Source organism: uncultured Pluralibacter sp., assembly GCF_913775985.1.
Lineage (GTDB): Bacteria > Pseudomonadota > Gammaproteobacteria > Enterobacterales > Enterobacteriaceae > Pluralibacter.
In genome coordinates this window covers 1-22,961 of the sequence record NZ_CAJYMB010000059.1, presented here as the reverse complement: position 1 = coordinate 22,961, position 22,961 = coordinate 1, and the positions used below count along the sequence as shown (strand labels likewise).

Annotated in this window: 20 protein-coding genes; 9 read left to right on the top strand and 11 right to left on the bottom strand. The window is 58.0% G+C overall.

All coding sequences use genetic code 11. The features are described 5' to 3' along the window. Nucleotides 1-14: 14 nt before the first annotated feature. Genes QZ766_RS06905 through QZ766_RS06885 form a run of 5 tightly spaced genes read right to left on the bottom strand, consistent with a single transcriptional unit; the run spans nucleotide 15 to nucleotide 3,580 of the window. A complete protein-coding gene (locus tag QZ766_RS06905) occupies nucleotides 15-1,226 on the bottom strand; it encodes a DegT/DnrJ/EryC1/StrS family aminotransferase (RefSeq protein ID WP_297199291.1) in 1,212 nt (403 codons plus the stop codon). Then, complete coding sequence (locus QZ766_RS06900) at nucleotides 1,223-1,633, bottom strand: EamA family transporter (RefSeq protein ID WP_297199289.1); 411 nt, start codon at nucleotides 1,631-1,633, stop codon at nucleotides 1,223-1,225. Before QZ766_RS06900 ends, QZ766_RS06905 begins: the two co-directional genes overlap by 4 nt. After that, a complete protein-coding gene (locus QZ766_RS06895) occupies nucleotides 1,633-1,989 on the bottom strand; it encodes an EamA family transporter (RefSeq protein WP_297199286.1) in 357 nt (118 codons plus the stop codon). The genes QZ766_RS06900 and QZ766_RS06895 overlap by 1 nt, the downstream gene beginning before the upstream one ends. After that, the gene (locus QZ766_RS06890; RefSeq protein ID WP_297199284.1) at nucleotides 1,986-2,852 is read right to left on the bottom strand and encodes an alpha/beta fold hydrolase; all 867 of its coding nucleotides are present in this window, start codon (nucleotides 2,850-2,852) and stop codon (nucleotides 1,986-1,988) included. The genes QZ766_RS06895 and QZ766_RS06890 overlap by 4 nt, the downstream gene beginning before the upstream one ends. Then, nucleotides 2,849-3,580 (bottom strand): MtnX-like HAD-IB family phosphatase, encoded by a 732-nt coding sequence (locus tag QZ766_RS06885; protein ID WP_297199282.1) that lies wholly within the window; start codon nucleotides 3,578-3,580, stop codon nucleotides 2,849-2,851. The genes QZ766_RS06890 and QZ766_RS06885 overlap by 4 nt, the downstream gene beginning before the upstream one ends. A 549-nt stretch (nucleotides 3,581-4,129) precedes the next feature. On the opposite strand from QZ766_RS06885, the gene QZ766_RS06880 reads away from it, so the two are divergent. From QZ766_RS06880 to QZ766_RS06855, 6 genes are all read left to right on the top strand, one after another. Next, complete coding sequence (locus QZ766_RS06880) at nucleotides 4,130-5,551, top strand: sugar porter family MFS transporter (protein WP_297199279.1); 1,422 nt, start codon at nucleotides 4,130-4,132, stop codon at nucleotides 5,549-5,551. Between the two features lie 360 nt (nucleotides 5,552-5,911). Further along, complete coding sequence (locus QZ766_RS06875) at nucleotides 5,912-6,715, top strand: sugar phosphate isomerase/epimerase family protein (protein ID WP_297199276.1); 804 nt, start codon at nucleotides 5,912-5,914, stop codon at nucleotides 6,713-6,715. Nucleotides 6,716-6,720: 5 nt separating this feature from the next. Continuing rightward, nucleotides 6,721-7,440, top strand: coding sequence for a triose-phosphate isomerase (locus QZ766_RS06870; RefSeq protein ID WP_297199273.1), 720 nt, complete (start codon nucleotides 6,721-6,723; stop codon nucleotides 7,438-7,440). A 3-nt stretch (nucleotides 7,441-7,443) separates the two neighbouring features. Further along, nucleotides 7,444-7,941: a secondary thiamine-phosphate synthase enzyme YjbQ gene (locus QZ766_RS06865; protein ID WP_297199269.1), complete on the top strand. Its 498-nt coding sequence runs from the start codon at nucleotides 7,444-7,446 to the stop codon at nucleotides 7,939-7,941. A 21-nt stretch (nucleotides 7,942-7,962) separates the two neighbouring features. Then, complete coding sequence (locus tag QZ766_RS06860) at nucleotides 7,963-8,739, top strand: SDR family oxidoreductase (protein WP_297199266.1); 777 nt, start codon at nucleotides 7,963-7,965, stop codon at nucleotides 8,737-8,739. 135 nt (nucleotides 8,740-8,874) lie between these two features. After that, the gene (locus tag QZ766_RS06855) at nucleotides 8,875-10,146 is read left to right on the top strand and encodes an MFS transporter (protein ID WP_297199264.1); all 1,272 of its coding nucleotides are present in this window, start codon (nucleotides 8,875-8,877) and stop codon (nucleotides 10,144-10,146) included. 46 nt (nucleotides 10,147-10,192) lie between these two features. Here QZ766_RS06855 and QZ766_RS06850 read toward each other — a convergent pair whose 3' ends face one another. Beyond that, a complete protein-coding gene (locus QZ766_RS06850) occupies nucleotides 10,193-11,689 on the bottom strand; it encodes an FGGY family carbohydrate kinase (protein ID WP_297199261.1) in 1,497 nt (498 codons plus the stop codon). 113 nt (nucleotides 11,690-11,802) lie between these two features. Further along, a complete protein-coding gene (locus QZ766_RS06845; protein ID WP_297199258.1) occupies nucleotides 11,803-12,861 on the bottom strand; it encodes a LacI family DNA-binding transcriptional regulator in 1,059 nt (352 codons plus the stop codon). 230 nt (nucleotides 12,862-13,091) lie between these two features. Here QZ766_RS06845 and QZ766_RS06840 point away from each other — a divergent pair, with 230 nt between their 5' ends. Next, a complete protein-coding gene (locus QZ766_RS06840; RefSeq protein WP_297199255.1) occupies nucleotides 13,092-14,213 on the top strand; it encodes a cupin domain-containing protein in 1,122 nt (373 codons plus the stop codon). A gap of 71 nt (nucleotides 14,214-14,284) precedes the next feature. Here QZ766_RS06840 and fumA read toward each other — a convergent pair whose 3' ends face one another. Beyond that, on the bottom strand, nucleotides 14,285-15,934 hold the full coding sequence (fumA, locus tag QZ766_RS06835; protein ID WP_297199253.1) for a class I fumarate hydratase FumA: 1,650 nt from the start codon (nucleotides 15,932-15,934) through the stop codon (nucleotides 14,285-14,287). A 56-nt stretch (nucleotides 15,935-15,990) separates the two neighbouring features. After that, entirely contained in the window at nucleotides 15,991-17,502 is a 1,512-nt protein-coding gene (locus tag QZ766_RS06830; RefSeq protein ID WP_297199250.1) for an anion permease, read from the bottom strand. Nucleotides 17,503-18,180: 678 nt separating this feature from the next. On the opposite strand from QZ766_RS06830, the gene QZ766_RS06825 reads away from it, so the two are divergent. Both QZ766_RS06825 and QZ766_RS06820 read left to right on the top strand, forming a co-directional pair. Further along, nucleotides 18,181-20,955: a flavocytochrome c gene (locus QZ766_RS06825; RefSeq protein ID WP_297199247.1), complete on the top strand. Its 2,775-nt coding sequence runs from the start codon at nucleotides 18,181-18,183 to the stop codon at nucleotides 20,953-20,955. 69 nt (nucleotides 20,956-21,024) lie between these two features. Beyond that, nucleotides 21,025-21,990, top strand: coding sequence for an FAD:protein FMN transferase (locus QZ766_RS06820; protein ID WP_297199244.1), 966 nt, complete (start codon nucleotides 21,025-21,027; stop codon nucleotides 21,988-21,990). Here the strand turns inward: QZ766_RS06820 and dcuR are convergent. Beyond that, nucleotides 21,971-22,690: a two-component system response regulator DcuR gene (gene dcuR / locus QZ766_RS06815; protein WP_297199241.1), complete on the bottom strand. Its 720-nt coding sequence runs from the start codon at nucleotides 22,688-22,690 to the stop codon at nucleotides 21,971-21,973. The two genes, QZ766_RS06820 and dcuR, sit on opposite strands and share 20 nt — an antisense overlap. Continuing rightward, the coding region (locus QZ766_RS06810; protein ID WP_297199238.1) for an ATP-binding protein at nucleotides 22,687-22,961 on the bottom strand (275 nt) is incomplete at its 5' end. The genes dcuR and QZ766_RS06810, both read right to left, overlap by 4 nt.

The following is a 22,961-nucleotide window of genomic DNA, read 5'->3' as shown; positions in this document are numbered from 1 at the left end:
CCATACTCCGCAGATTAAGCAAGCTTCCGCCGCAGGCACTCCACAATGGCCGCAAAATCTGCGTCGCTCAGCCACGGCGAATTGGTGATGGTCAGCGTGCAGTCTGCCAGGCGGCGGGCCTGCGCCAGCGCTTTATTATCGCCGAGCCACGGCGCGACTGCCGGGTAGTCCGCCAGCGCCCGCACGAACAGGCGGGTAACGCCGGTGCCGCGGGTCCACAGTTCGGCCATTACCGCGTCCCGCGTTGCCCGGTCCGGCAGGCGCAGCAGCAGAAACGGCCACACGCCCTGTTCGCCGGGGCGATCGCTGAATACCCTGATGCCCGGCAGGGCGCGCAGCAGCGCGATGCGCCGCGCCGCGCGCTCGCGTCCGGATGCCCAATATGCCGGCAGCCGCGCCGCCGCGCGTGCGGCAACACTCTCCCGCCAGCGGCCCAGCGCGTGCAGGGGAATATCATGCTCGGTAAAGTCGTCGCCCACCGCCGCCGCGTCGTCTCCTTTGCGCAGCGCCCGGCGCAGCGGCAGGCCGTAAACGCCGCGCAGGCCGACGGGATTGTACAGCGCCGCGTAGCCGAACAATTCGGCGCAGCGGCGAAGCTCAATCCCGGGGCGAAACGGCAGCGCGGCGCGGGCTTCCTGTGCCAGCTCGGTGGCCAGGATCGGGTCCCGGCTGAACAGCACTCCGCCTTCGCCGCTGGTCAGGCCTTTGCCGAATGCCAGGCTGAAAAAGCCGATATCGCCCCGCAGCCCGACGCTGTCGCCATCGACTCGTGCGCCGAGCGCCTGCGCCGCATCTTCAATCACCGCCGCGCCGCAGCGGCGGGCCGCCGCCAGCGCGGGGCCGGTATCGCTGATCCGTCCCGCGAGGTGGGTGACGATAATCGCCAGCGGCGGCGGGCCTTCGCACAGCGCCGCCAGCCGGTCGGGATCGAGATCGAGGCTGTCCGGCGCCAGATCGCAAAGTACAAATTCGGTGCCGGGGCAGGCGCTGGCCGCCAGCGGCACCAGCGGGCAGCTCCAGGCGGCGACAATTACCCGCGAGCGCTGCGGCATCCGCCGCCTGAGGGCGCGCAGAGCCACCACCAGTGCGGCGGTGCCGGAGCAGGTCAGAATGGGGGTGGGAATGTTGAGCTGTCGCGAGAGGGTAAGCCCCAGATCGGCGCGGCGGCCGAAGAGATCGGCGGCGCGCAGCGGCAGTCCGTCCGTCGGCGGCAGCTCGCGCTTCACGCCGGATCCGTTTCGGTACGCGCCTCGGATTCGGGAGACTCTTGCTCTTCGCCCCGGGCGAGGCACAGCACGCCGGCCAGGATCAGCAGCCCGCCTGCCAGCTTGGGCACCGTCAGCGCGTCGTCAAACAGCCAGACCGAGAGCAGGGTCACGCTGATAATTTCCAGGTGCGAGGCGGCAAACGCCGGGCCTACCGGAGCGTACTTCAGCAGCGTCATCCAGGTAAAAAACGCGCCGATGTAGCCGACAAACGCGCCGTAGATCCAGACGTGGCCGAACACCCGCGCCAGCCAGGCGAGATCCAGCGTCAGCGCCCCGGCGTGCAGAGACGCGTATTTAAAGCTGACCTGCGCCAGAGTGTCGAAGGCCATCAGCACCAGAAAGCCCAGCAGATAAAAACGCTTCATTATCCTATTCCTACTACGCCAACCCCGGCGGCGATCAGCAGAATACCCGCGACCCGCCAGCGGCTGAGCTTTTCGTGAAACCACAGCCGGCCGGCAATCATAATCACCACCACGTTGATGGAGCCGAGCATCACCCCCACTGACAGCGGCACCAGCGCGAGAAACGCCAGCCACAGCACGAACTCCACCACGTAGCAGCCAACACCCAGCCAGATCCACGGGCGGCGCAGCATAAACCGCCACTGCCGCAGGCCGGAATACTCCACGCTGCCGTGGGCCGCAGCCTTAAAGGAGAGCTGGCCGACGGTGTCTACCGCCACGTTGAGAAACCACAGCAGCAGGGTAAGCTGGCTCATAGCAGCGCGCCGCCGGCAGTCTGCGGATTCATTGCCGGGGCCGGAACCGGCGCGGTGTGGCTGTGGCGGGCGATAAATTTCAGGCTCAGGGAGAGCAGCTCGCCGCGATCGTTATCGATGGTAATCATGTGGTAGCTGTTTTTCAGCAGCGTCAGCTCCGCCGGGCCGCTAATGTTGTCCCGCACCAGTAGGGCGTTGCGGTGGTGCGCCACGTCGTCGTCTTCGGCGTGCAGGATCAGGCACGGCGCGGACACCTTCCACAGGTTGCGGCGCACGTTGCGCGACAGCAGCATCATCTCGCTCACCGACGCCCAGGGGTTGCCGGGCAGGCCGGCTCCGGCGCTGTCGCCGCTGAGCATGATTTTGACGATCCGCCGGCGCAGGGTTTCATTGCGGATACCGTAAGGCTCGATTTCGTTGATCATCCGCCGGCGGCCGATGCGCAGCCAGGAGGCCAGCGGCAGCAGGAGCGGAGCGGCAATCCGCGAAATGGCAGGCACCACCCAGCCGTCGATGTGAAACGTGGCGCCGTACACCAGCACGCCGTCCACCGGATAGTCGCTGGCGTATTTTAGCGACAGCACCGCGCCCATCGACAGGCCGCCGATAAACAGGTGATCCACTTCGCGGCGCAGGCGCTCGGCGGCGTCTATCACGCTCTGATACCAGTCGCGCCAGCCGGTGGCAATCAGGTCATCCACGTCGCCGCAGTGCCCGGCCAGCTGCACGCAGTGGACGGTATAGCCAACGTTGTTCAGCCCGCGGGCCACATCGCGCATTTCGCTCGGGGTGCCCGTCAGGCCGTGGATCAGCAGCACACCGGTGCGGTTACCCGCAAACTGTATTTCATTCTGAGTAATCATCTTTGCCTCCACGGCGCGAGGGGATTGAAGACCTCTACCGGGATCCGATCCCGGGGCGTTCCGATAAGCGCTTCCAGCGCGGTGCAGGCTTCACTAAAGTTGCTGACGGCATCGTGCGGCAGGCCGTTTTGCCGGCACTCTTCCAGCAGGCTGCCCCGGGCAAAAACGTGATTTACCTCGTGGGCGAGGCAGAAATCCGAGCGCCCGTCGCCAATCAGCAGGGAAGGCCCCCAGGCGCGCTGGCGCATCACTGCGCACTTGCAGACGCCGCTGGCCTTTTTGCAGGCGCTGTTGGTCCACGGCGAGCGCAGCTGCCAGCGGCGCTCGCCAGTCTGCTCCAGCACGTTGGCGGCAACTGGCAAATCGGTGATGCCCTGGCGCGCCAGCAGCCAGTAAATGGGATAGTCCATGCCGTCGCTGACCACGTGCAGCGGGATGCCGTAGCGTTCTACCAGCTGGGTGAAGCGCAGGAAGTCGGCGTCCACGCGCACGGTGCTGAGCAGATCGTCAAGTTCCTGGCGGGACATGTCCAGCAGCGCGACCTGGCCGGCCATGCAGGCCTGCGAGCCGATTTCGCCGTTCAGCCAGCGCGTTTCCAGTTCCTCCCAGCCCGGTCTGCCAAAATGCTCCAGCAGCGTATCGGTCACGTCCCGATCGCTGATGGTGCCGTCAAAATCGCAAAAAATGGTCCAGGCGCTTTGCCACAGGTGGGGCGGTAGTCTCGTCATGGTGTCTACTTACGGTGTTATCCGGGATTAGGACGGCGAAGAGTGCGCATCTCGTTCACGTTCAGCCGCCTGAAGCGCGAAGGGAGAGATGCGTCGGTACATTGCTGAGTATAGGGATCGCGAGATAAATAGATTCTCAACAATTGCGGCGACGCGCAGCATTGCGGCGGTGATTGAGCCTGCGTTGACGCGGTCGCAACGCTGAAGAGGCGTGGCAACTCGCTTATCTGTCCTCTGCTCGCGTGCTATGCACGCCTGGGCAGGCGAATTTTTCATGCGCAAAAATGAGCGGACAGAGCGGTCTGCCTGTGCAGGTATTATAAGTTTCTCGTTAAATTTAGCTTTTTACCCGCTATTTCATCTTATTTCACTTCATAAGAGCGCCGCATTTCATATTCTGCATAGTCTGAGTAATACGCGATCGCTATCACACTCTGAAATGAGTAGCAAAATTATCCATATCCGGGCGCGGACAGGCGCTAATCCCCCGCAGAGGTTGCTTTGTATGCTGCGTGAATAATACCTATCACCAAACGGGCAGGATTAACGATGTCTCATGTGAATAACGCGCTGGAGATTAACCACCAGCACCGGCAAAAAGCCCGGAAAATGAATCTGTTTATCTCCGTCTCAGCGGCGCTGGCGGGCCTGCTGTTTGGTCTCGACATCGGCGTCATCGCCGGCGCGCTGCCGTTTATCACCGATCATTTCAGCCTTACCAGCCACCAGCAGGAGTGGGTGGTGAGCAGCATGATGCTCGGTGCGGCCCTCGGCGCGGTGTGCAACGGCTGGGTATCGCATCGGCTGGGCCGCAAGTACAGCCTGATGGCGGGCGCGGTGCTGTTTATTATCGGCTCGCTCGGATCGGCCTTCGCCACCAGCCTCGATCTGCTGCTGCTGTTCCGCGTGCTGCTGGGCGTGGCGGTAGGCATTGCCTCTTACACCGCGCCGCTGTATCTGTCGGAAATGGCCACGGAAGACGTGCGCGGCAAAATGATCAGCCTCTACCAGCTGATGATCACCTTCGGCATCGTGGTGGCCTTTCTTTCGGATACTGCGTTTAGCTACAGCGGTAACTGGCGGGCGATGCTTGGCGTGCTGGCGATCCCGGCGGTGATTCTGTTCCTGATGGTGATTTTCCTGCCCAACAGCCCGCGCTGGCTGGCGGCAAAAGGGCTGCATGTTGAAGCGGAAGAGGTGCTGCGGATGCTGCGCGATACCTCGGAAAAAGCACGCCAGGAGCTTAACGAGATTCGTGAAAGCCTGAGCATGAAGCAGGGCGGCTTTACCCTGTTCAAGCGTAATAAGAACGTCCGCCGGGCGGTGTTCCTCGGCATGCTGCTGCAGGGGATGCAGCAGTTTACCGGGATGAACATCATCATGTATTACGCCCCGCAGATCTTCAAAATGGCCGGGTTCGCCAGCACCCACCAGCAGATGATTGCCACGGTGGTGGTCGGCCTGACCTTTATGTTTGCCACTTTTATCGCCGTCTTCACGGTGGATAAAGCCGGGCGCAAACCGATTCTCAAAATTGGCTTCTCGGTGATGGCCTTCGCCACGCTGGTGCTGGGCTACTGCCTGATGAAGGCCGGGGAAGGAGACGTTTCTAGCGGACTTTCCTGGGTATCTGTCGGCATGACCATGCTGTGCATCGGCGGCTACGCCATGAGCGCCGCGCCGGTGGTGTGGATCCTGTGCTCCGAGATCCAGCCGCTCAAGTGCCGCGACTTCGGCATTACCTGCTCGACCACCACCAACTGGGTGGCAAACATGATCATCGGCGCCACCTTCCTGTCGCTGCTGGGCAGCATCGGCGCCGCCGGAACCTTCTGGCTGTACACCGGCTTTAACCTGCTGTTTATCGTCATCACTATCTATCTGGTGCCGGAAACCAAAAACGTCACCCTGGAACATATCGAGAAAAACCTGATGGCCGGCAAGAAGCTGCGGGACCTCGGTAATAGCTAGGACCGTTTCATATAAAGCGCGCGGCCTGGTTTGCAGCGCGCTTCTTCCCTTTCTGCCTTACGTCACTGCTGATCTATTGGCTATAAACGGGTGCTGCTTTACGTAAGGAAGTGCGATTGAGTAATCCTTTCCCCTCCGATATCCCGAAGCTAATTCGATTCAGGCCACAAAACAGATCTAAAAAGTCTCTCTCGTGATTATTTTTCTTGACGAAAAAGGCCTGAAGAAACATATCTATTACAAATTTTTTGCAGATTCTAATTACAACGTTGTAATTATTGAATTGAACGTCATCTTTTAAGCTGGTTTTTCAATAATAAAAATTTACAAGGTTGTAAATTGTTAATCGGAGATACTAGTATGAAAATTTCTTGTGCCAATCTTATGTTGCCCGGAAGCAGCCTGACTGAGAAAGCCCATCTATTGCGCCAGTGGGGGTTTGACGGTATCGCGCTGTTTATGAACTACAGCGAGTGGAATGACGAATTGCACGAAGAAGTGCTGTCGCTGGAAGATAAAACCGGCGTGAAGCCTTGCGAATTTGCCTTCGGAGACGGTATCTACGGACACCTGATGAGCCCCGATCCAGATTTACGCCGCAGGAGCCGTGAAATGTACAAGCTGGCGGCCCGTATCGCCGGTGAGCTGAATGCTGTTACCGAACTCGAGTTTGCCTACGGCGCCCAGGATCCGCTACCGCTTTTTCATCCCTATCGTGAAATGACGGGTCAGGAAGAAGCGGCCTTCATTGAGATGTATCAGGAAGTGACTGAACCGCTCTCCGGCACTGGCGGCTATATGCTACTGGAGGGCATCAACCGCTACGAAAGTCCCTATCTCAACAGCATTAAGCAGTGCAAAGATCTAACCGATAAGTTGACCTTCAGCAATGCGGGCGTGCTGGCAGACTTTTTCCACATGTCTATTGAAGAAGCGAATATTGCAGAGAGCCTGCGCTATGTCGCTGATTCGGTGAAACACGTGCATCTGGGCGACAACAACCGCCTGCTGCCTGGACGCGGTGCCATTGACTGGCAGGCCGGTTTTGAGGCCCTGAAAGCGATCGGCTACAGCGGCTTTGTCAGCCTTGAGTGCAGTACCTGTGGCGATCCGCGCCAGACGCTGCCGCAAACGGCTGAATTCTTGAAAAAGCTGATTGGGTGATCGATATGTACCAGCCTGTCATGCTAACAACACCCTTTTTTGAGATTGGGCCGAAGGTCTATCTCTACGGCCAGCAGGTGCTGGATTTGGCACTGGAGGCAGACCGTGTGGCGGCCCTGTACGGCGTCGACATTATTTTTACCGCGCAGTACACCGATATCGCACCCATTGCTGCGGCGACGCGGCACATCAAAGTATTTGCTCAGCATATGGATCCCGTTGCGCCGGGACGAGGTGTTGGCGCGGTTTTGCCCGAGGCGCTCGTGGATGCCGGCGCGGTTGGCGTATTGCTCAACCACGCTGAGAAGCAGCTGTCGCTTGCGGTTCTGGCCGAGACCATCAGGCGGGCAAAAGAGGTTGGACTGATGACGCTGGTATGTGCTGGAGACAGCCGTGAAAGCGCTGCGGTCGCATGCCTGGGGACCGATATTGTCCTGGCGGAGTCGCCGGCGCTGATTGGCAAAGGTCAGCGTGGTCCGCAGGACACGGCAGAAATTGTCGCCATTAATGCGGCGGTAAATGCTGTGAATCCCGCAGCGCGAGTGCTGCACGGCGCGGGTATCAAAGATCAGGCCGACGTATATGAAATTATCAGAGCAGGGGCCGAAGCAACGGGGTCGACCAGCGGCATTCTGCAGGCAGAAAATGCCTTTGTCATGCTGGAGGCGATGATCGCCGCTGCCGCGCAGGCATGGCGAGAAAGAACATATTGTAAGGATAAATAAGGCATGAAAATTTTACATGAAATCATCGGTGTGGAAACCGGCGCCGCGATCAGTTTTGACGATGTGACTGACCAGGTACAGGCGATTCTGCACAAGTCCGGTGTGAAAGACGGCATTGTGACTGTTTTCTCACAGCACACCAGCTGCACTGTGTTTATTCAGGAAGACTCCGAGGATGTGACCTACAGAAACATCCCTCTGATTTTGCAAGACACCATTAACGTACTGGAAAAGATCATCCCGACTTGCCAGCACGAAGGCCAGTACCTGCATCCGGGCCCGGTTCACACCGAGCGAGCCAGGACGCTGCGCGATGAGAAATCCGAATGGATGCTTAATACCGACGGTCATCTGCGTTCGGTGATTCTCGGGCGCTCTGAAACTATTCCGGTCGTCAATGGCGAAATGACGCTAGGTGAATTCGGACGTATCTACTTTTCAGATATGGACCAGACCCGCGCGCGTTCGCGCACGGTACGCGTTCAAATTCTTGGGCAATAAAACGAATAAGAGGATAACCCAATGGGTATTTTAGAAAAAATGAGACTCGACGGTAAAAAGAGCTTTGTCACCGGCGGCGCACGCGGTATTGGTAAACGTCTGGCGATTGCCCTTGCCGAAGCTGGTGCTGATGTGGCTATCGTAGACGTAGATCTGGACGAAGCAGAGAAGACCGCGGGGGAAATCGCCGCCGCAACCGGGGTAAATACCCTGGCAATCAAAACCGATATTACCCGTCCCGAGCAGGTTAACGCCATGATGGAAACCATTCTCGGCGCTTTCGGCAGGCTGGATATTGCTTTCTGCAATGCCGGTATTGGCCACACGGTACCGGTAGAGGAGGACAATCTTGATGACTGGTCGCGAGTTATTAACGTCAACCTGAACGGCACGTTCCTGACGGCGCAGGCTGCTGGTAGAGTTATGATTCGCCAGGGGGGCGGCTCCATCATTAATACCGCCTCCATGTCGGCACACATCACTAATATCCCGCAGAAAGAGTGCTCCTACGCGGCGTCAAAAGCGGGCGTTATCGCAATGTCGCGCAATATGGCAGTAGAGTGGGCTGACAAAAATGTGCGCGTCAACACCATTAGTCCCGGCTATATGGCGACCGAAATGACCTTAAATGATCCCAGTCTTGCACCGCTTATAAATCAGTGGGAACAACTAATTCCTGTTAAGCGCATGGGTAAACCCGAAGAGCTGGAAGCGATTGCCGTCTATTTGGCGGGTGATATGAGTTCATATACTACCGGCGCGGATTTCCGCGTGGACGGTGCCTACACCTGCTTCTAATGAAATAAACGTGACGAATGCGGCTATTGACGTATAGCCGCACTTTGCCTCGCACCTGAATATATATCTATTTATCTGCCAGCCTCGGCTGGTGGCGATAACCTGCATCCAGAATAAGCGTAGTGAGGGTTTAAGATGACAAATCATGTACAGCAAGGTTTTTTGGATAGGATAGGGATTCCGGGAACCATGTCATGGAGTTTTCTTGGCGTTCTGATCTTTATGATCGGCTGCGGTGTAGAGCTGGGGTGGCTGAGCCCTTTCCTCGAAGAGAGGGGGATGAGCATTCAGCAAATATCGACGTTGTTTAGCGTCTACGGCATCGCCGTGGCGCTTTCGTCCTGGTTTGCCGGCGTCTTTTTCGAAACGTTTGGTGCGAAGCGAACCATGTTTCTGGGTACCCTTTTCTGCGTTGCCGGCACAGTAGGATTTATCGTGCTGGGCCTGAAAGAGATGTCGTATCCGGTACTGCTACTGATGCAGGCGCTTAAAGGATTCGGCTATCCGCTGTTTGCCTATGCCTTTTCTGTGTGGATAGCCTACCGCAGCCCGGCACATCGCCTGAGTACGGCCTATGGCTGGTTCTATTTTGTTTTTTCCGGTGGTATGCAGGTGCTGGCTAACTTTTATGCCAGCCTGGCAGTGGACAACCTCGGCCAGGTTAATACTCTGTGGAGTACGCTGATCTTTTTTGCTTTCGGGGCTGTTTTAGTGCTGGTGGTGAACCGCGATGATATTAAGCCAGCCCACAACCACAGCGCTTCGCAAAGTGTTAAAGAGGTGCTGCGCGGTCTGACTATACTGCGCGTCTATCCGAAGCTTTCAATCTCCTGCATTCTTCGTATCGTGAACTCGCTTTCGCAGTACGCGTTCCCGGTTTACCTTCCTGCCTATATGATTGCGCAGGGGTTTACTACACCGGAATGGTTAAGTATCTGGGGCGCAGCATTTATCAGTAATATTATCTTTAACCTGGTGTGGGGCGTGGTGGGGGATAAGATAGGCCACAAACGCACGATTATCTGGTGTGGGGGAGTATTGACTGCTGTGGCATCGCTGATGCTCTATTTTGCCCCCCAGTTTGTCGGCGCTAATTACGGCGTTATCTTTGCCATTAGCCTGGCGTGGGGCGCCGGCGTCGCGGGTTATATACCGCTTGATGCTATGTCCGCCAACCTGGTGGAAAAGGATAAGGGGGCGATAATGTCGGTACTTAATTTAGGCACCGGGCTGGCGGTCTTTCTCGGACCGGCGATTGTTGGTCTGTTCATTAATAGCGTGGGCGGCGGCGGGGTAACGATCATTATCGCCGCAATCTATCTCGTCGGTGCGTTAATTACTAACCTGCTCGATGAGCCTGAATATGAGAAAAACACGCCAGCCAGTCAGTCTGCATCTTTGCTTTAGTCCTGTTTAATCGTTCCGCCGGCACTCGCCGGCGGAACGTTACCATTTACCCGCCACGGCGGGTTTTATCGTTCAGGGCATATACCGGCGCGAGAGCCTCGTAGAGTGAGTTAAATACGGCATAAGTATGTTCATGGTGCTCGTGGGGAGCGGGGGTGAAACTCTTTTTGAGGACGATATGCTCCTCGGCCGCCGCAGCGTAAGAAGATACATAGCCCTCGTCAACGGCGGCAATAATGGCTGCGCCAAAGCAGGCCGCTTCTTCGTTCACAGGGACACTGACACTTTTTTGGGTGAGATCGGATTTTATCTGCGTCCACAGCGCCGAGCGGGCGCCACCGCCAACGGAAATAATTTTTTCAATTTGAATTCCTGCCTGTTCCATATAGTCGATGTTTTTTCGCAGCAGGCAGGCTACTCCCTGCATGATCGACAGAGAAAAATCATCGCGGGTGTGGCTGGCGCGAATGCCGAAGAAGACGCCCGACGCGTGCTCGTTGAAGTCCGGGGCGTTGATACCGGTAAGGTAGGGCAGAAAAATAGGTATTGAAGCAGAGTTTCGCTGCGCCGCGGCCGCGTTGATGTCGCCAAAGCTGCAATCGGGCAAAAAGGTCTGCTTGTACCATTCAAGGCTAAAGCCACCGCTTTCGCATACCGGCAGCAGCACGTAGCTATCGGGGAAGGGACCACAATTGAGCGGCAGGCGGCCCTGACTGAACACCGGCTCCTTTACCAGCGTCGCCAGCGACAGCACCGTACCGGCAGATTCGCTGACGATACCTTCGCGAATATTGCCGGTGCCGATCATACCGGCAAAGTGGTCGAGCGTACCGATGTTGATTTTGGTCGCGGTCGTCAGCCCGCAGGCTGGATCGACCAGTGCAGGCACCAGCGGCCCGACTATCGTGCAGGGGGGCAGCAGGGCGGGGAGCTGAGTATCGTGAATACCACAGTAGTCGAGAATTTCTGGCCAGTAGCGCTTTTCGGTAATATTAAAATAATAAGAGAAGCTGTAAATTGAGTAATCACCAACGATACGTCCAGAAAGTCTGAGAATAATATAGTCTTTCAGCAATAGATAATGAGCTGCACGCGCAAAAGTCTCTTTTTCGTGACGCTTGAGCCACAGTATTTTTGTTATTGGCCAGGTGGGAATAATTTCTGGTTGACCGGTGATACGATAGCTTTTTTGCGCATCGAAAATATCCGACAGCTCTGCGCACTCTTCGCGGGATCGCATATCCAGCCATGAAATGGCCGGACGAAGCGGCAGTCCGTTGCCGTCGAGCACAATCAGCGATTCGGCTTGGCCGGTGAGCACCACCTGAACAATATCGCGGCCATTGGTCCGCCGGGCCTGTGCAGCAGCGGCGGTCATCATCGCTGTAATTGTCGTAAAATAGCGCTCGGGATCAAACTCGACGATATCGCCTGCGCGATGATAATTCACCCCTTCGGACAGAGTGACCAGCGGTGAAAGTTGCCGGTCATAAACCGAGACTTTTATATTGGTAGTGCCAAGATCGATAGTAAGAATGTTCATCAATTTCTCCGAATTAATGTAAGGTGTATTTCAATGTTATTTTTTAATAATTATACGGCGTGGTTCTGGATATTGATTAAAAGTGAAGTGGAGGGGGCGGCCCCTCCGGATAATTACGGGTGCCGACTACCAATAAGGTTTTTTACTGAACCTCGCGGGATCAGAACTGGATCGGTGGAATAGATACAAATCTCGCGCCGTTTTTTGAGCAAAATAGTATTAATAATACTCAGATGATATTCTGCCATTTTCTCCTTGGGTAAATGCACAGTAGTGAGCGGCGGCATCGAAAATGCCGAGAGCGGATTATCATCGAAGCCGATCACGCTGAGATCGTCGGGGATCTTGAGGTTAAAGTGGGCCGCCGCTTTATAAACGCCAAAGGCGAAATTATCATCAAAGGTCAGCACGCCGGTCAGCGGGAATGCCCAGCGCTGCGCTTCGCTATCCCACAGCTGTTGCATGATACGAAAGCCGTTAGCGATAGACGAATGGCTGGAGACAATCTGTTCAGGGCGCAGCGTCAGGTTATAGTCGGCAAATGCCTTTTCCACGCCGCGTACAAACTCATGGCTGGTAGGGAAATCGAGACTTTCGGAGATCACCAGGCACTCTTTGTGGCCCTTTGATAGCAGCTCAACAGCAGCCATATATCCACCGTTGGTATAGTCCACATGCACATGGTGGCTGTTGAGATGGGGGGAGCGCGCACCCTGGATGATGACTCTGTCGGCCATGTTCTGCAGCAGGTCCAGATTGGGGCTGTTGAATGTCGCCGGCTCGAGAATAATGAAATCAGGCACCCGCGAAAGCACCGTCAGGATGTTGGCCCGCTCGGTCTGCTCGTTAAACTGCGAGTCAAAAATCATGGTCGTATAGCCGTGCTCACCCATACGGATTGAGATATCGCGAAAGACGTAGGTCAGCACCGGGTTTTCAATGTCATTAAAGATGATTGCAATGGTTTTAGTGGAACTTCCGCGCAGCCCTTTAGCCAGTGAATTTGGCGTGTATCCCATCTCCTGGGCCTTGTCGATCACTAATTGACGGGTATCGGATTTGATTACCGGATTATTATTTAGCGCCTTTGATACCGTCGAGAACGAAATATTCAACGCCTCAGCGATGGATTTGATAGTGACCTTCTTGCTTTCACTGCTTTTGTCCTGCACGTTGATCTCCTCTGGATTCAGCGTTGTAGCATGCGCGCTGCGCATTCGTTATGCGACGCTAAAGAGTAATATGATTGGCATTTACAACGTTGTCAATCAACAGGCGCGGGTGTCTCGGTTGTACACTGTCGTGGCATCCAGTATTTCGCCCCATCCCTTGACCCTCAACAAAGCAGCCGCCGTTAACCGCGCGCATAATCACGCCCGTTTCTCCTTACACTGGTATTACTATGGCGCTTCAACTGAATATTAACTGGCCGGAATTTCTGCAAACCTACTGGCAGAAAAAGCCGGTCATCCTCAAAAACGCGTTCCCGAATTTTGTGGATCCCATCACCCCGGACGAGCTGGCCGGGCTGGCGATGGAGCCGGAGGTTGACAGCCGCCTGGTGAGCCAGGTTGACGGCAAATGGCAGGCCAGCCACGGCCCGTTCACGCAGTTTGACGATCTGGGCGAAACCGGCTGGTCGATTCTGTGCCAGGCGGTGAACCACTGGCACATGCCGTCGGCGGAGCTGGTGCGTCCGTTTCGCGTGCTGCCGGAGTGGCGGCTGGACGATCTGATGATCTCCTACTCGGTGCCCGGCGGCGGCGTCGGGCCGCACATTGATAACTACGATGTGTTTATCATTCAGGGTATGGGCCGCCGCCGCTGGCGGGTAGGCGACGCGCTGCCGATGCGCCAGTTCTGCCCGCATCCGGCGCTGCTGCACGTGGATCCGTTTGAGCCAATCATTGATGAAGAGATGGCGCCCGGCGACATCCTCTACATCCCGCCGGGATTCCCGCACGACGGCTATACCTTTGAAGACACCCTGAACTACTCCGTCGGCTTCCGCGGCCCCAACGGCCGGGACTTCCTCTCCGGCTTTGCCGACTACGCGCTGGAAAACGATCTCGGCGGCGTTCACTACGCCGATCCCGACCTCACCGTGCGCGAGCACGCGGGCCGCGTCGAAGGCTTCGAGCTGGACCGGGCGCGGGAAATGATGATCGATATGCTCCGCCAGCCGGAGGATTTCAAACAGTGGTTTGGCCGCTTCGTCTCCACGCCGCGCCACGAGCTGGACGTCGCCCCTGCCGAGCCGCCGTATGCGCCGGAAGAGGTGCTGGACGCGCTAACGGGCGGTGAAACGCTGGTGCGCCTGAGCGGCCTGCGGGTGCTGAACGTTGACGGCAGCTTCTTTATTAACGGCGAGGCTTACCGCCCGGCGGATGCCGCCGCGGCCGACGTGCTCAGCCGCTACACCGAAGTCACCCATGACATGCTGGGCGACGCGCTGCATAACCCGGCGTTTATCGCCGAGCTGGCCGGACTGATCAACCAGGGCTATTGGTACTTCGACGAGTAAAAAAAACGCCGCCGGGCAGGCTGTCCGGCGGCGTGATAATTATCAGGGCGGCGCTGCCGCCCTTTTTGCGTTTAGCGCTGGCTGCAGCCCGCGCACTGCTTATTCTGGATCTGCTGGAAAAAGTCGTTCCCCTTATCGTCCACCAGAATAAACGCCGGGAAGTTCTCCACCTCAATTTTCCAGATAGCCTCCATTCCCAGCTCCGGGTAGGCCACGCAGGTCAGGCTCTTGATGCTCTGCTGCGCCAGTACCGCCGCCGGGCCGCCGATGCTGCCCAGATAGAAGCCGCCGTGCTGGCGGCAGGCATCGGTCACCTGCTGGCTGCGATTACCTTTTGCCAGCATCACCAGGCTCGCGCCGTGGGACTGGAACAGATCCACATAGGAGTCCATCCGGCCTGCGGTGGTCGGGCCGAGGGAGCCGGAAGCGTAGCCTTCCGGGGTTTTCGCCGGGCCCGCGTAGTAAATGGGATGATCCTTAACGTACTGCGGCAGCGGCTCGCCGCTGTCGAGCAGCGCTTTAAGTTTCGCGTGGGCGATATCGCGGGCGACGATAATGGTGCCGTTCAGGTTCAGGCGCGTGGAGACCGGGTGGGCGGAAAGCTGCCTGCGGATCTCGCTCATTGGCTGGTTGAGGTCGATGTTCACCACTTCGCCCTCGCCGCGCTCGCGCAGCGCCTGCGGAATATACTGGCCCGGATTGGCTTCCAGCTTCTCTATCCAGATGCCGTCGCGGTTGATTTTGGCCTTGATATTGCGGTCCGCCGAGCAGGAGACGCCCATGCCGATCGGGCAGGACGCGCCGTGGCGCGGCAGGCGAATTACGCGGATGTCGTGGGCGAAGTATTTGCCGCCGAACTGGGCACCGAGGCCGAGGTTCTGCGCCTCTTCCATCAGCGCCTGCTCAAGTTGCACGTCGCGGAATGCCTGGCCGTGCGCGTTGCCTTCGGTGGGCAGCTCGTCATAGTAGCGGGCCGACGCCAGCTTGACGGTTTTCAGCGTGGCTTCTGCCGAGGTGCCGCCAATCACAAAGGCGATATGGTACGGCGGGCAGGCGGCGGTGCCGAGGGTGCGCATCTTCTCCACCAGGTAGTTTTTCAGCTTCGCCGGGGTAATCAGCGCCTTCGTTTCCTGATACAGATAGGTTTTGTTGGCCGAGCCGCCGCCTTTTGCCATGCACAGGAATTTATATTCGCTGCCGTCCACGCTGTAGAGGTCGATCTGCGCCGGCAGGTTGGTGCCGGTGTTGACCTCGTTGTACATGTCCAGCGGCGCGTTCTGCGAGTAGCGCAGGTTGTCTTCGGTATAAGTCTGGTACACGCCGCGGGCCAGCGCCGCTTCATCACCGCCGCCGGTCCAGACGTTCTGGCCTTTTTTACCCATGATGATGGCGGTGCCGGTGTCCTGGCAGGTCGGCAGCACGCCCTTCGCTGCGATTTCCGAGTTGCGCAGGAACTGCAGAGCCACGTATTTATCGTTATCGCTGGCCTGCGGGTCCAGCAGGATAGCCGCTACCTGCTTCTGGTGAGAGGGGCGCAGCATAAATGCCGCGTCGTGGAAGGCCTGCTTTGCCAGCAGGGTCAGGGCTTCCGGCTCGACGTTGAGGATTTCCTGGCCGTTAAATTCGCTGACGGAAACATGCTCTTTGCTCAGCAGATAGTATTCGGTTTGATCGGCGGCCAGCGGGAAAGGGGGCTGCCAGACAAAAGGTTTGGTTGACATAACGCACTCCATAAAATTGAAAAAACCGCCGAAGGTTGCCCTTCGACGGTTAAGGATCAGAACACCATCAGCATCCACGGATAGCCAATCAGCAGCAGGGCGGCGAGGAAGATCGCCCCGAAAATGGTGCCGAGCCGCCAGTAGTCTTTGGTCGGCAGGTAGCCGCTGCCGTAGTAAATCGGGCTCGGGCCGGTACCGTACGGGGTAATAATGCCCATGATCCCCAGCGAGGTGACCAGCAGCATGCAGAACACCGGCATGTTAATGCCCGGGATGGTGGCGCCGATGGTCAGCATCGCCGGCAGCAGGGCGGTGGTGTGCGCGGTGGTGCTGGCAAACAGGTAGTGCAGCAGGTAGAAGGCCAGCAGCAGCACGATGGTGGCGACGCCCGGCGAGATACCGCTCATCAGCGCGCCGCCCTCTTTACCCAGCCAGCTGATAAAGCCGGTAGAAGAGAGGCCGTCCGCCAGCGCCACCAGAGTGGCGAACCATACGAACGTGTTCCAGGCCGGTTTGTTACTGGTGATGTCGTTCCACTCCAGCACCCCGGTCCACAGCATCAGGACAATAATCAGCAGCGCGGCCATTGCCGGCTCAATCCACTGGGCGGCGAAGATCCACATCACCAGCGCGCAGCACACGAATACCAGCAGCAGGATCTCATTGCGCGACAGCTTACCGAGTTTTTCCAGCTCGCGGGAGGCCCACAGGGGCACTTCGTCGTTAATTTTGACTTCCGGCGGATAGAGCCAGTAGGCCAGCAGCGGCATCACCAGAATCAGCAGTACGCCCACCGGCAGGAAGGCCATAAACCACGAGCCCCAGGAGATTTCGGTGCCGACGATGCTTTTCACCAGCGCCTGCGCCAGCAGGTTGGGGGCCAGCGCCGAGAGGAACATTGAGCTGGTGATACAGGCGGCGGTAATCGCCACCCACATCAGGTACGAGCCGATGCGGCGCGAGCTTGGGTCGTTGGGCTTCGAGCCGTACAGCGGCGGCAGGTTGGCGATAATCGGGTAGATGGTACCGCCGCTGCGGGCGGTGTTGGACGGGGTAAACGGTGCCAGCAGCAGGTCAGCGAAGGTGATGGCGTAGCCCAGCGTCAGGCTGCGGCGGCCGAGATACTTCACCAGAATCAGCGCCAGCCGGCGGCCAAACTGGGTCTTATCGTAGCCGGCGGCGAACATAAACGCGCCGAAGATAAGCCACACCGTCGAGTTGCCAAAGCCGCTCACCGCCCATTTAAAGGAGGCGCCCGCGAGCTTGAAGGTGGCGGCGGACATCTGCTCGGGGCTGAACAGCAGCCACTGGCTGCCCAGCGCGATAACCACCACGCCGGTCAGGCCAATCACCGCGCCCGGCAGCGGTTCGAAGATAAGGCCGACAATCACGCCGACGAAAATAGCAAAGTAGTGCCAGGCGTAGGGCGGCAGGCCATCAGGCACCGGCACAAACAACAGCAGCACGGCCACAATCACCGGCAGCGCCATCATGATAAGGCGTTTACTGCTGCCGCCTTTCACGTTCGCCGCGCCTGAAGGCGGGGTAGTTGCGATTTTCTTTTCCATATTGAGTTCACCAGTAGTTTAAAATTCGGTATATACCCGCCGCGCATGAGCGAGGGTATACAGGCCGCAGCACTGTTTATATTTTCGGCATTATTCAATTACTTTAGTTTTTTTAGTTTCTTTAATTAAATATGCATCAGAGGATGCGTGCTGCGACAGAAATTTATCGCCGTAAGGCGTTCGTTAAATTAAATGTAGCCGGTAATTTATATATTGCGCTTTGTGCATTGATTACAATTGATCGCGATCAAAAAACAGAAATAATCGCCGCTGTTTTTACTTTTTTATAATAACCATATTGTAGCATGGGTTATTGCTTATTGTTTTAATTAAAATGTTAATAGTATGTTTTAATATGACTTTTATTTATTCGTATTTATGTTTAATTGTTTGATTTTATTGATTTTTGTATGTCGCACCTATGTTCATTATTTTAACTTTTGTAGCGTTTTATGTTGTAATTTGTCGTTATTTTGTAAAATTGAAATATTACTCATCTAATACCTGGGTGGTATTCCATTGCTTGCGGGTATTAAATAGTTTTTTAACTAACGTAATTACTTTAGTAAGTAAAAATAGCACTATATTATTAATATGAACGGCGACCCAAAAAACATAACCAAAATACATTCGCCAGCGAATTCTCAATTTTTAAATTTTAAATTTCTGGAGTCCACTATGACCAGTCAATCACCTGTCCTGCAGCCCTTTACACTGCCCAACGGCACGGAGCTAAAAAATCGCCTGCTTATGGCGCCGATGACCACCTGCTCCGGCTATTTTGACGGTTCGGTTACCGGCGAGCTGGTGGAGTACTACCGCCAGCGCGCGGGCAGCATCGGTACCATCATCGTCGAATGCTGCTTTATTGACGATCTGGGCCTGGCCTTCCCGGGGGCTATCGGTATCAACAGCGATGCCAAAATTGATGGCCTGGCGAAAATTGCCGCCGCAATTCAGGCCGAAGGATCGAAAGCCATTCTGCAGATCTACCACGGCGGCCGGATGGTAGAACCGCTGCTCATTGGCGGACGCACCCCGGTCGCGCCAAGCGCGCTGGCCGCGCCGCGTCCCGGTGCCGCTACCCCCCGCGCCCTGAGTGGTGATGAAGTCGAAAATACCATCGCCCAGTTTGGCGATGCCGTGCGCCGCGCCATCCAGGCCGGCTTTGACGGCGTGGAAATCCACGGTGCCAACACCTACCTCATTCAGCAGTTCTACTCCCCGAACTCCAACCAGCGCGACGATAAGTGGGGCGGCAGCCGGGATAACCGCGCGCAGTTCCCGCTGGCGGTGCTCGACATCACGCACCGGATGGCGCGCCAGTACGCGGATGACGCCTTTATCATCGGCTACCGCTTCTCGCCGGAAGAGCTGGAGGAGCCGGGCATCCGCTTTGACGACACGCTCTACCTGCTGGAGAAACTGGCGGCGCGCGGGCTGGACTATCTGCACTTCTCAATGGGCACCAGCCTGCGCCCGTCGATAAACGACACCCAGGATCCGACGCCGCTGATTGAGAAATACTGCGCCCTGCGCTCCGAAACCCTGGCCGCCGTGCCGGTGATGGGCGTGGGCTGCGTGGTGAATATCGAGGACGCCGAAGCGGGTCTGGCGCACGGTTATGACCTGATGGCCGTTGGCCGGGCCACCATCGCCTACCCGGACTGGACCGACCGCATCGCCCGTGGCGATACCCTGGAGCTGTACATCGACAGCACCTGCCGCGAAGCGCTGAACATCCCCGAGCCCCTGTGGCGCTTCTCGCTGGTGGAGGCGATGATCCGCGACATGAGTATGGGCGATGCGAAGTTCAAGCCCGGCGTGTTTACCGAGAGCGTGCAGGATGATGACGGCGAGATGGTGCTGAACATCAGCCTCGACAACGACCGCATTGCCGACATCGACATGGTCTCCGGCCCGGAGCAGGTGGAGTTTGTTACCACCTTTGAAGAGATCAAAACCCGCATTCTCGACGCCAACACCCCGCACGTGGACGCCATCTCCGGCGCCACCAGCCAGAGCGAAGCGGTGAAAAAAGCGGTCTCGAAAGCGATGCTTAAATCCACCAAAGCGCGGATCGAAGAAGAGGGCGGCGACGTGCTGGCGCCGAAAAGCTACGACGTGGTGGTGGTGGGCAGCGGCGGCGCCGGTCTGGCGGCGGCGATTCAGGCCCACGACGAGGGTGCCAGCGTGCTGATCGTCGAGAAGATGCCGACCATCGGCGGCAATACCATAAAAGCGTCGGCGGGGATGAACGCGGCGGAAACCCGCTTCCAGCGCGTGAAGGGCATCGAGGACAGCAAGGCGCTGTTCTACGCCGAAACCTTAAAAGGCGGCGGCAATAAAAATAACCCCGAGCTGCTCCAGCGCTTCGTGGAAAACGCACCGGAAGCCATCGAGTGGCTGGCCCGCCGCGGCATTATGCTGAACGACATCACCACCACCGGCGGGATGAGCATTGACCGCACCCACCGCCCGCGCGACGGATCGGCCGTCGGCGGCTATCTGATTGGCGGCCTGCTGCGTAACGTGGTGAAGCGCGGTATCGACGTGATGCTGGATACCTCGGTGGAAGAGATCCTGTCAGAGGGCGGTGAAGTGAGCGGCGTGCGCCTGCTGACCGACGAGCAGGAGAGCCTGACCGTGCAGGCGAAAAGCGTGATTGTCGCCACCGGCGGCTTCAGCGCCAACAGCGCGATGGTGGTCAAATACCGTCCTGAACTGGCGGGCTTTGTCACCACTAACCATAAAGGCGCCACCGGCGGCGGCATCGCTCTGCTGGAGCGCGTGGGCGCGGGCACCGTAGACATGGGCGAAATTCAAATTCACCCCACCGTGGAACAGAGCACCTCATACCTGATTTCCGAGTCCATTCGCGGCGGCGGCGCTATCCTGGTGAGCCAGCAGGGCAGCCGCTTCTATAACGAAATGTCCACCCGGGATAAAGTCTCTGCTGCCATTATCGCGCTGCCGGAGCACGCCGCGTATATCGTCTTTGACGAGCACGTGCGGGCGAAAAACAAAGCGGCGGACGAGTATATCGCCAAAGGGCTGGTCACCAGCGCCAGCACCCCGCAGCAGCTCGCCGGGGCCCTCGGCATCGACGAGGCGGCGTTCCTCGCCACGCTTGCGCGCTATAACGGCTTCGTGGAAAAACAGCACGACGACGATTTTGGCCGCACCACTGCGCTGCGCGCGCCCATCAACGAAGGGCCGTTCCACGCAATCCGCATCGCCCCGGGGGTGCACCACACCATGGGCGGCGTAACCATCAACACCCGCACCGAAGTGCTGAACGCGCAGCAGCAGGTCATTCCCGGCGCGTTTGCCGCCGGTGAAGTGGTCGGCGGCATTCACGGCGGCAACCGCATCGGCGGAAACGCGGTGGCGGATATCATTATCTTTGGTACCCTTGCAGGTCACCAGGCCGCCGCGCGGGCCCGGAGCTAGCGCACAGCGCCGCCGCCCGCGCGGCGGCGCCTGTCGCCAATCACCTTTCCCATGATGAGGGCCGCTGCGATGCCAGCAGATGAATCGGTTTACAGCTACTCCGCGGTGCTGATGGGCTCGCCCATTCTGCTCAAGCTGTTTCAGCGCGATGAAGCGCTCGCCGGGCGGGTCTTCAACCTGATCAAGCACTACGAAGATCTGTTCACCGTCAACCGCGCCGACTCCGAAGTGATGCGGGTTAACCGTGCGGCGGGGCGCGAGCCGGTAACGGTCAGTCCGGCGGTGTATCAGCTGATCAAGTGCGCGCTGGCGGCGAGCCTGCCTGCCGCCAGCGCCTTTAACCTGACCATAGGCCCGCTGGTCAAGCGCTGGCGGATCGGCTTTCAGGGAGACAGCGTACCGCCCGCCGCTGAGATCGAGGATCTGCTGACCATCACCCGGCCGCAGGATGTGCAGCTCGACGACGCGCGCCGCAGCGTGTTCCTTGCCCGTAAAGGAATGGAGATCGATCTTGGCGCTATCGCCAAAGGCTACATCGCCGATCGGGTGCGGGATCTGCTGCGCCAGTCGGGCGTGGAGGAGGGGCTGATTAATCTCGGCGGCAACGTACAGACCCTGGGCGCGCCGCGGGGCGGCTGGAGCATCGGCCTGAAAAAGCCGTTTGCCGGGCCGGACGCGCTGGCGGGCGCCATTGAAGTGGCCAATAAATCGGTGGTGACCTCCGGCACTTACGAGCGCTATTTCGAGCAGGACGGTCGCCGCTATCACCACATTCTCGATCCGCGCACCGGCTACCCGCTGGATAACGTGCTGGACAGCGTCACCGTGATTTCAACGGACTCTCTCGACGGCGATATCTGGACCACGCTGCTGTACGGCGCGGGCCCGGAGCGCGGCCTGACGTGGCTGGCGGATCGCCCGGACATCGAGGCCATTTTTGTCACCAAAAGCCGGGAGATTATTCTCTCGTCCCGGCGCCACTTCCGCTTTACCCTGCTCGACGACAGCTACCGGGTTATTGACTGTACTGCTTGAGCAGGCCGTACTGTTCGGCTACCAGCCGGTAGCGGTACACCGGGCGTCCGGTCGCGCCGTAGTGAATGCTGGTGAACAGGATGTTGATCTGCGCCAGCCAGATAAGGTATTTGCGGCACGACACGCGGGAAATATTCACCTCCTGGGCCAGCTCGTCGGTGGAAAACTCGGTATCGGGATGAGCGTCAATCCACTGGCAGAGCGTGCGCAGCGTCTGGGCGGTAAGCCCCTTCGGCAGTTTCTTGCTGTCCGCCACCTCCGGCGTGCCGCCGTGCAGCAGCTGGTCCACTTCCGCTTGCTGATAGTAGTCGTGAGTCTGCATCAGCTTTTTCTTCTGCTGCCACGCGGTGAGCGCCTCTTCAAAGCGCGGGAACTGGAACGGCTTGATCAGATAGTCCACCACGCCGTAGTGGATCGCGGTTTGCAGCGTGTCGGCATCGGCGGCGGAGGTTATCATGATCACGTCGATGGCGCGGCCGCTGGCGCGGATAACCGGCAGCAGATCGAGCCCGCTGTCCTGCTGCATATAGACGTCCAGCAGCACCAGATCGATATCAATATTGGGATCTTCCACCAGCGATTTCGCTTCGGCGAGGGTCGAGGCCGCCGCGGTGCAGCGAAAGCCCGGCACCCGGGAGATATACATTCGGTTTAATTCAGCGACCATCGCATCATCATCGACAATGACTACATTTATCACGCACGTTTCCTTTCACTGTCCCAGGGGAGATGAACAAAAAATTGGGTAAAGACGCCGGGCTCGGATTCAACGGTAATGGTGCCGCCCAGCTCGCTTAGCTGCTGGCTGGCGAGGAACAGGCCCACCCCGCGATTCTCGCCCTTCGTCGAGAAGCCTTTGGCAAAGATAGCATCAATATGCTCGGCTGAAATCCCCGGGCCGTCGTCGCTCACCTCGCCCGACAGCCAGCCGTTCTGATAGTGCAGCAGCACGCTGATTTCCCCGTCGGCTG

Coding starts and splice junctions, on each gene's coding strand:
- QZ766_RS06830 (WP_297199250.1), bottom strand. CDS start 17,502: ATGGAAAAGAAAATCGCAACTACCCCGCCTTCAGGCGCGGCGAACGTG.
- QZ766_RS06870 (WP_297199273.1), top strand. CDS start 6,721: ATGTACCAGCCTGTCATGCTAACAACACCCTTTTTTGAGATTGGGCCG.
- QZ766_RS06825 (WP_297199247.1), top strand. CDS start 18,181: ATGACCAGTCAATCACCTGTCCTGCAGCCCTTTACACTGCCCAACGGC.
- QZ766_RS06880 (WP_297199279.1), top strand. CDS start 4,130: ATGTCTCATGTGAATAACGCGCTGGAGATTAACCACCAGCACCGGCAA.
- fumA (WP_297199253.1), bottom strand. CDS start 15,934: ATGTCAACCAAACCTTTTGTCTGGCAGCCCCCTTTCCCGCTGGCCGCC.
- QZ766_RS06885 (WP_297199282.1), bottom strand. CDS start 3,580: ATGACGAGACTACCGCCCCACCTGTGGCAAAGCGCCTGGACCATTTTT.
- QZ766_RS06900 (WP_297199289.1), bottom strand. CDS start 1,633: ATGAAGCGTTTTTATCTGCTGGGCTTTCTGGTGCTGATGGCCTTCGAC.
- QZ766_RS06895 (WP_297199286.1), bottom strand. CDS start 1,989: ATGAGCCAGCTTACCCTGCTGCTGTGGTTTCTCAACGTGGCGGTAGAC.
- QZ766_RS06820 (WP_297199244.1), top strand. CDS start 21,025: ATGCCAGCAGATGAATCGGTTTACAGCTACTCCGCGGTGCTGATGGGC.
- QZ766_RS06840 (WP_297199255.1), top strand. CDS start 13,092: ATGGCGCTTCAACTGAATATTAACTGGCCGGAATTTCTGCAAACCTAC.
- QZ766_RS06875 (WP_297199276.1), top strand. CDS start 5,912: ATGAAAATTTCTTGTGCCAATCTTATGTTGCCCGGAAGCAGCCTGACT.
- QZ766_RS06855 (WP_297199264.1), top strand. CDS start 8,875: ATGACAAATCATGTACAGCAAGGTTTTTTGGATAGGATAGGGATTCCG.
- QZ766_RS06865 (WP_297199269.1), top strand. CDS start 7,444: ATGAAAATTTTACATGAAATCATCGGTGTGGAAACCGGCGCCGCGATC.
- QZ766_RS06850 (WP_297199261.1), bottom strand. CDS start 11,689: ATGAACATTCTTACTATCGATCTTGGCACTACCAATATAAAAGTCTCG.
- QZ766_RS06890 (WP_297199284.1), bottom strand. CDS start 2,852: ATGATTACTCAGAATGAAATACAGTTTGCGGGTAACCGCACCGGTGTG.
- QZ766_RS06860 (WP_297199266.1), top strand. CDS start 7,963: ATGGGTATTTTAGAAAAAATGAGACTCGACGGTAAAAAGAGCTTTGTC.